Source organism: uncultured Cyclobacterium sp., assembly GCF_963976465.1.
Classification (GTDB): domain Bacteria; phylum Bacteroidota; class Bacteroidia; order Cytophagales; family Cyclobacteriaceae; genus Cyclobacterium.
On the sequence record NZ_CAXBOC010000434.1, the window covers coordinates 1 to 4,945 of the forward strand.

Consider the following 4,945-nt stretch of genomic DNA (forward strand, 5'->3'; position numbering starts at 1 on the left):
ATAAAATCAGAACAGAAAACAAACACCTAAGAAACTGCAGTGAAGAAGAAAGATTGTACGCTGAGCACGTCGCGTCTGGTGATTTTCAACCTGAAAGAGAATTATCCCGAGATCAGCTTATGGCTGTTTTAAATCACCAATTTGAAAGCCTACCAAAGGACCAGCGCTTAAGCATTTATCTGACCTATTTTTATGATTTATCCTTTGAGTTGCGTGATGCTTTAGGGAATAAGGGCAAGCATCAAGCCGGAGAACCTGTATTCTTGAAAGAAACTCGCTGGAGATAACCATTGAAGAAAAAATAAAGATTATTTAGGGTGATAAATTTTTTGATATAAGGGATCGTTTGTAAAGCGGTCCCTTTTTATTGAGTAAATCATATTGGACTTGTGTTTTTTTAGAAGATTGATTTTTGTAGTCGCTGATTTAACCCTCGGTAATAGTTTATCCCCACATAGTAATTAATTTCCGAAATTTTTTTCTAAGGCTAACATTTTATTAAGTATAATCGCATATGAAAAAAAGTATTGTATGGTTGGTGTTGTGTTTGACCACCACTGTTGTGCAGGCACAAAGTGAAAAACCAAATATTCTGATTATTATAACGGATCAGCAAAACGCCAAAATGATGGGGGTAGCAGGAAATGAATGGCTTAAAACGCCAAATATGGATAAGCTGGCCAATAAAGGTTTGAGGTTTGAAAAAGCTTATGTTACCAACCCGGTTTGTTCTCCTTCCCGCTTTAGCCTGTTTACAGGACAGTATCCTTCAGCAATAGATATGCGACACAATGCAAGTAAACTAGATATTGCGGCACTTCAGAAAATAATTCCCAATGCCATGGGGAATGCCTTTGCCAAAGCGGGCTATGAAACCTTTTACGGTGGGAAATCCCACCTTCCCGGAGCAAAAAAAGAGGTTAAACCTTATGGTTTTGAGACTTTTATTTCAAAAGATGAAAGAGATCAGCTGGCTGCGGAAAGTGTTGAATTGTTAACCAATAGGACTTCAGATAAACCCTTTCTTCTTGCTTTGAATTTTATCAACCCGCATGACATTTGCTATGAGGCCATTAGGCAATTCCCTCCGAATAACAGGCCTCCTGCTGATGTTCCGGTTCCTTTACTTGAAGCGATTGCCATTCCTGATTCCATTGATGAAGATGATTTTATGGCAAAATACGTACCTCCTCTCCCTGCTAATTTTGAACCTACTTCGGATGAACCTCGTGCGATTTATGATTTAAAGGAACTGCATTCCTTTACAATAGACGCAAGGGAACATTGGACAGAAAAGGACTGGCGCATGCACAGATATGCCTATCATAGGCTGACCGAAAGCGTAGATGTCCAAATTGGAATGGTCTTGGATGCTTTGGAAGCTTCACCTTTTGCTGACAATACCATTGTGATATTTACCTCAGATCATGGGGAGATGAGTGGTTCTCACAGGCTGGAGCACAAGACTGTTTTTTATGAGGAGTCCGCAAATGTTCCTTTGGTGGTGTGGTACAAGGGCATGGCCAATGGGCAATCAGTAGACAAAGAAAACATGATTTCCACTGGTTTAGACCTTTATCCCACCTTGTGCGATTTAGCCGGTATTTCCAGTCTCGGTCACCTGCCGGGACTGTCTTTTGCTCCGCTTTTAAAAGATCAAAAATCAGATTATTATTCTCGCAGATATTTGTTTATGGAAAATGAATTGGGCTTTATGATAAGAGGAGATAATATTAAATATACCCTTTATGACAATGGGGATGAAATGCTGATTGATCTTGAGCAAGATCCAGGGGAATTGGTTAATTTAAGCCAAAATGTAGCCTACAAGGAAAGGAAAGCCAAATTAAAAGCCCTACTTCAAAAGCATATTGAAGAGGCCAATCAATAAGGGGATTTACTGATTTGATTAATAACTGTATTTTATTTCCCTATACTTTTTCAAACATGGGAGCATAAAAAAACAGTGCCGGAAACCAATTCTTTGGTTTCACCAAAACAATAAGTTTAGATTAATATACAAGAAAAAGGCTACTTGGTATTTTACTCCAAATAGCCCTTTTTATTAAAGCTTTTATGAGATACTACTTCTCAAAAATTGACCTACTTAAGCCATTATTAAATTGGATATTGGACCAATTTACCTTAATCCATGGGGCGTCTGTGACTTCTGCTTCCCAATTTGACCCCTTATAAATCCTTTGTGTGGGGATCAATAATCCTTCAATTTCTTCATATTCAAGCTTCATAAGCAAGGGTTGGTCTATCACACCAACTTCAGCAACAGTAAATAGAAACTGGTCTACCAATTTCGTATCCTTATTGATATAAATCTGGTAAATGTCTGTTGGTTTTTCATTGTTTGAGTCAAATGAGATTTTGACAATGTCATACCGCTGTTCCTCAATGCTTTTTGCACCCAAGTATTCATAAGTTAATCCGGGATCAAGCAATTTTTGGAACATGGTAAACCAGTAGAAATTTGTTGGCCGATTAAACTTCACCCTTTTTAGTGAGACAAGGTCATCGATATAATTTCCCTTATGTCTAAGCCAATAGGCTTTACCATCATACCCTTGTTCTATCAATCCTTCATACTCCGGAAGCGTTCTTTCATGTTGCTCATATGCGCCATAAGAAAGTTCACCATGAAAAATGTACTTTTCTGAAGATAAATCTGTTTTACCATCCGGTGTTTGGTATTGATAGGTGTAGACTACGTCCTTTTTTTCAGCCAATTTTGAATAATCCCCCACTGTTTGGACCATTTCATAAACTAACTGCTGACCTTTGTTTTGAAAGGAAGTCTTTTCATCTGAACCCTTCTGCTCCTTACAGGACATGAAAAGCACAGTTATTATCAGAAGTGTTTGTAGGTTTAATTTCATTGATTATTTGTTAAAGTTATATCATAGCACCATTTGCTCCAATGACTTGACCGGAAATCCATTTGGAGTCCTCGCTTGCTAAAAACAATACTACCTTAGCAATATCATTAGGCTTGGCCAATCGGTTGAAGGCATTCATTGCCTTTAATTTTTCTATTAATTCAGGGGATTTTCCTTTTAAAAAAAGTTCGGTTTCTGTTGGCCCTGGTGCAAGAGCATTTACTGAAATCCCTCGGCCGATTTCTTTGGAAAATACCCGGGTCATTTGTTCTACTGCTGCTTTGGTCCCTGAATACAAAGCATAGGTAGGAAACATCATTTTAACAGTGCTTGAGGAGAGGTTGATAATGTTTCCATTGTCCGAAAGTTTACTTTCGGCCTCTTGCAAGGTGTTGAAAACACCTCTTACATTGATGTCAAATTGCTTGCTAAAGTCTTCCTGCGTGTTGTCCTTGATCGTCTTGGAAATCATCACCCCTGCATTATTCACTAAAACATCCACTTTCCCATAAGCTTTGATGGTCTGGTCAAAAAGCTGTGTTACTTCTTCTCTATTGCTTACATCGGCTTTGATGGCCATGGCTTGCCCTCCATTTTTATTTATGGCCTCAACTACTGAAGCTGCTTCCGAAATGCTGCTAGAAGAATTCACTACCACTTTCCCCCCATTTTCTGCCAATAGTAGTGCAATTTCTTTTCCAATCCCTTTCGAAGAGCCGGTTACAATAATTACCTTGTTTTCTAGTTTCATTTTTGTGGTTTTAGTAGTTTTTGGGTTGGATTTGGGCAATTGCAAATAAGTGGTTTTTGGCCAAACTAATTGGCTTGCATATGGTCTAAATATGAAGAAAGCCCTAATAAGTATTCTGCTAGTATTGTGTCATTGTCATAGAGTTTTCTAATGCCTCGAACACCCTCAAATGCACGAATTAAATAGGTAGCTACCGCATTACTAGAAATACTTTTTTTTATGGTATTTACCTTTTTCAATTGTTCGGATAATGGCCTGTTTCCAATCATCAATTATCTTTTTTAGCGCTAAGCGGTAAGCAAGCTCAAGATCTCCTATCTCATTGATTAAATTATTGAAAGGGCAGCCATGGTTTTTGTCATATAGGGAGAATAATTTTATCCGGTGAAAAAATGTGTCCTTCAATAAATCTAAAGCATTTCCGGGTCTATTTAATGGGTCAATCATTCCTTGATTAATCCTTTCCTGAATTTTTAATTCTATAACCTATAAACCTAATTCTTTCTTGCTTTTGAAATGGTGGTAAAAAGCCCCCTTGGTAAGGTTTGACGCCTTGACTATTCTATCAATACTACTGGACTTAAAACCTTCTTCATAAAACAGTTCAAATGCTTTTCTAAAATTATTGTTTTGGTTCTTTCGGGCTTTAATTCTTGTTGTATGGGATAGGCATACGAATAAAAATACCGGTTGGTTTGTTTTTCTATAGATAAAATCCCCCAATTATTGAAAGCGTTCTACCTTTGAAAGGCATGCAAGAATAAAAACCATCCTAAAAAAGATTTGTCTAGAGAAAAAAAGATTTTAGCAAACCAATTTAATCCTTTATAATAATCATAGACGATCTACTTTTGCTGATACAAATTTAGGCCGCCAAGCGCTTAATTTTTCTTTGCTGATATTTCCTTTTTGTCATAATCAATCTATACTTAAAATCATCATAAAATAGGCCGACCAATAAAATTAAAGCTCCGATTATCAAAGTGTTTAATTTGAGATTAATTCTGGAATAAAGAAAACCGCCTAATAGTCCGCCTGCGAAAAAGAACAAAATGATGGAAACTCTGAGGAGGATTGTCTTTTTTATTTTTTTTCTATTGGGATGTGATTTTGGAAAAAGAAGTTGAGACAGCTCTATTCCCAAATCGGTGAATAAGCCGGTGAGATGAGTAGTTCTGACAATGGCGTTAGAAATTTTGGTGACAAATGAATTTTGTAAACCCATTGCAAAAAGTAACAAACAGGCTATTACATCCGGTTGACTGATTTCTATAAAATTACTGATCAAGCCAATTGATAACAGAAT

The 4,945-nt window shown here is 37.1% G+C and carries 6 protein-coding genes; 2 read left to right on the plus strand and 4 right to left on the minus strand.

Going from position 1 to position 4,945, the window contains the following annotated elements:
• Both AAC037_RS19625 and AAC037_RS19630 read left to right on the plus strand, forming a co-directional pair.
• The coding region (locus tag AAC037_RS19625) for a hypothetical protein (RefSeq protein WP_339905001.1) at positions 1–287 on the plus strand (287 nt) is incomplete at its 5' end.
• Positions 288–514: 227 nt separating this feature from the next.
• Positions 515–1,891 carry a sulfatase-like hydrolase/transferase gene (locus AAC037_RS19630; RefSeq protein ID WP_339905003.1) on the plus strand — a complete coding sequence of 459 codons (1,377 nt, stop codon included), beginning with the start codon at positions 515–517 and terminating at the stop codon, positions 1,889–1,891.
• 193 nt (positions 1,892–2,084) lie between these two features.
• On the opposite strand, the gene AAC037_RS19635 is transcribed toward AAC037_RS19630, so the two are convergent.
• The 4 genes from AAC037_RS19635 to AAC037_RS19650 all read right to left on the minus strand — a co-directional run.
• Positions 2,085–2,888: a hypothetical protein gene (locus AAC037_RS19635; RefSeq protein ID WP_339905005.1), complete on the minus strand. Its 804-nt coding sequence runs from the start codon at positions 2,886–2,888 to the stop codon at positions 2,085–2,087.
• A 16-nt stretch (positions 2,889–2,904) separates the two neighbouring features.
• Positions 2,905–3,639, minus strand: coding sequence for an SDR family oxidoreductase (locus AAC037_RS19640; RefSeq protein ID WP_339905007.1), 735 nt, complete (start codon positions 3,637–3,639; stop codon positions 2,905–2,907).
• 65 nt (positions 3,640–3,704) lie between these two features.
• Positions 3,705–3,908, minus strand: coding sequence for a hypothetical protein (locus AAC037_RS19645; RefSeq protein WP_339905009.1), 204 nt, complete (start codon positions 3,906–3,908; stop codon positions 3,705–3,707).
• 596 nt (positions 3,909–4,504) lie between these two features.
• Positions 4,505–4,945, minus strand: a 441-nt coding sequence (locus AAC037_RS19650) for a YoaK family protein (protein WP_339905011.1), incomplete at its 5' end; no start/stop codon positions are given.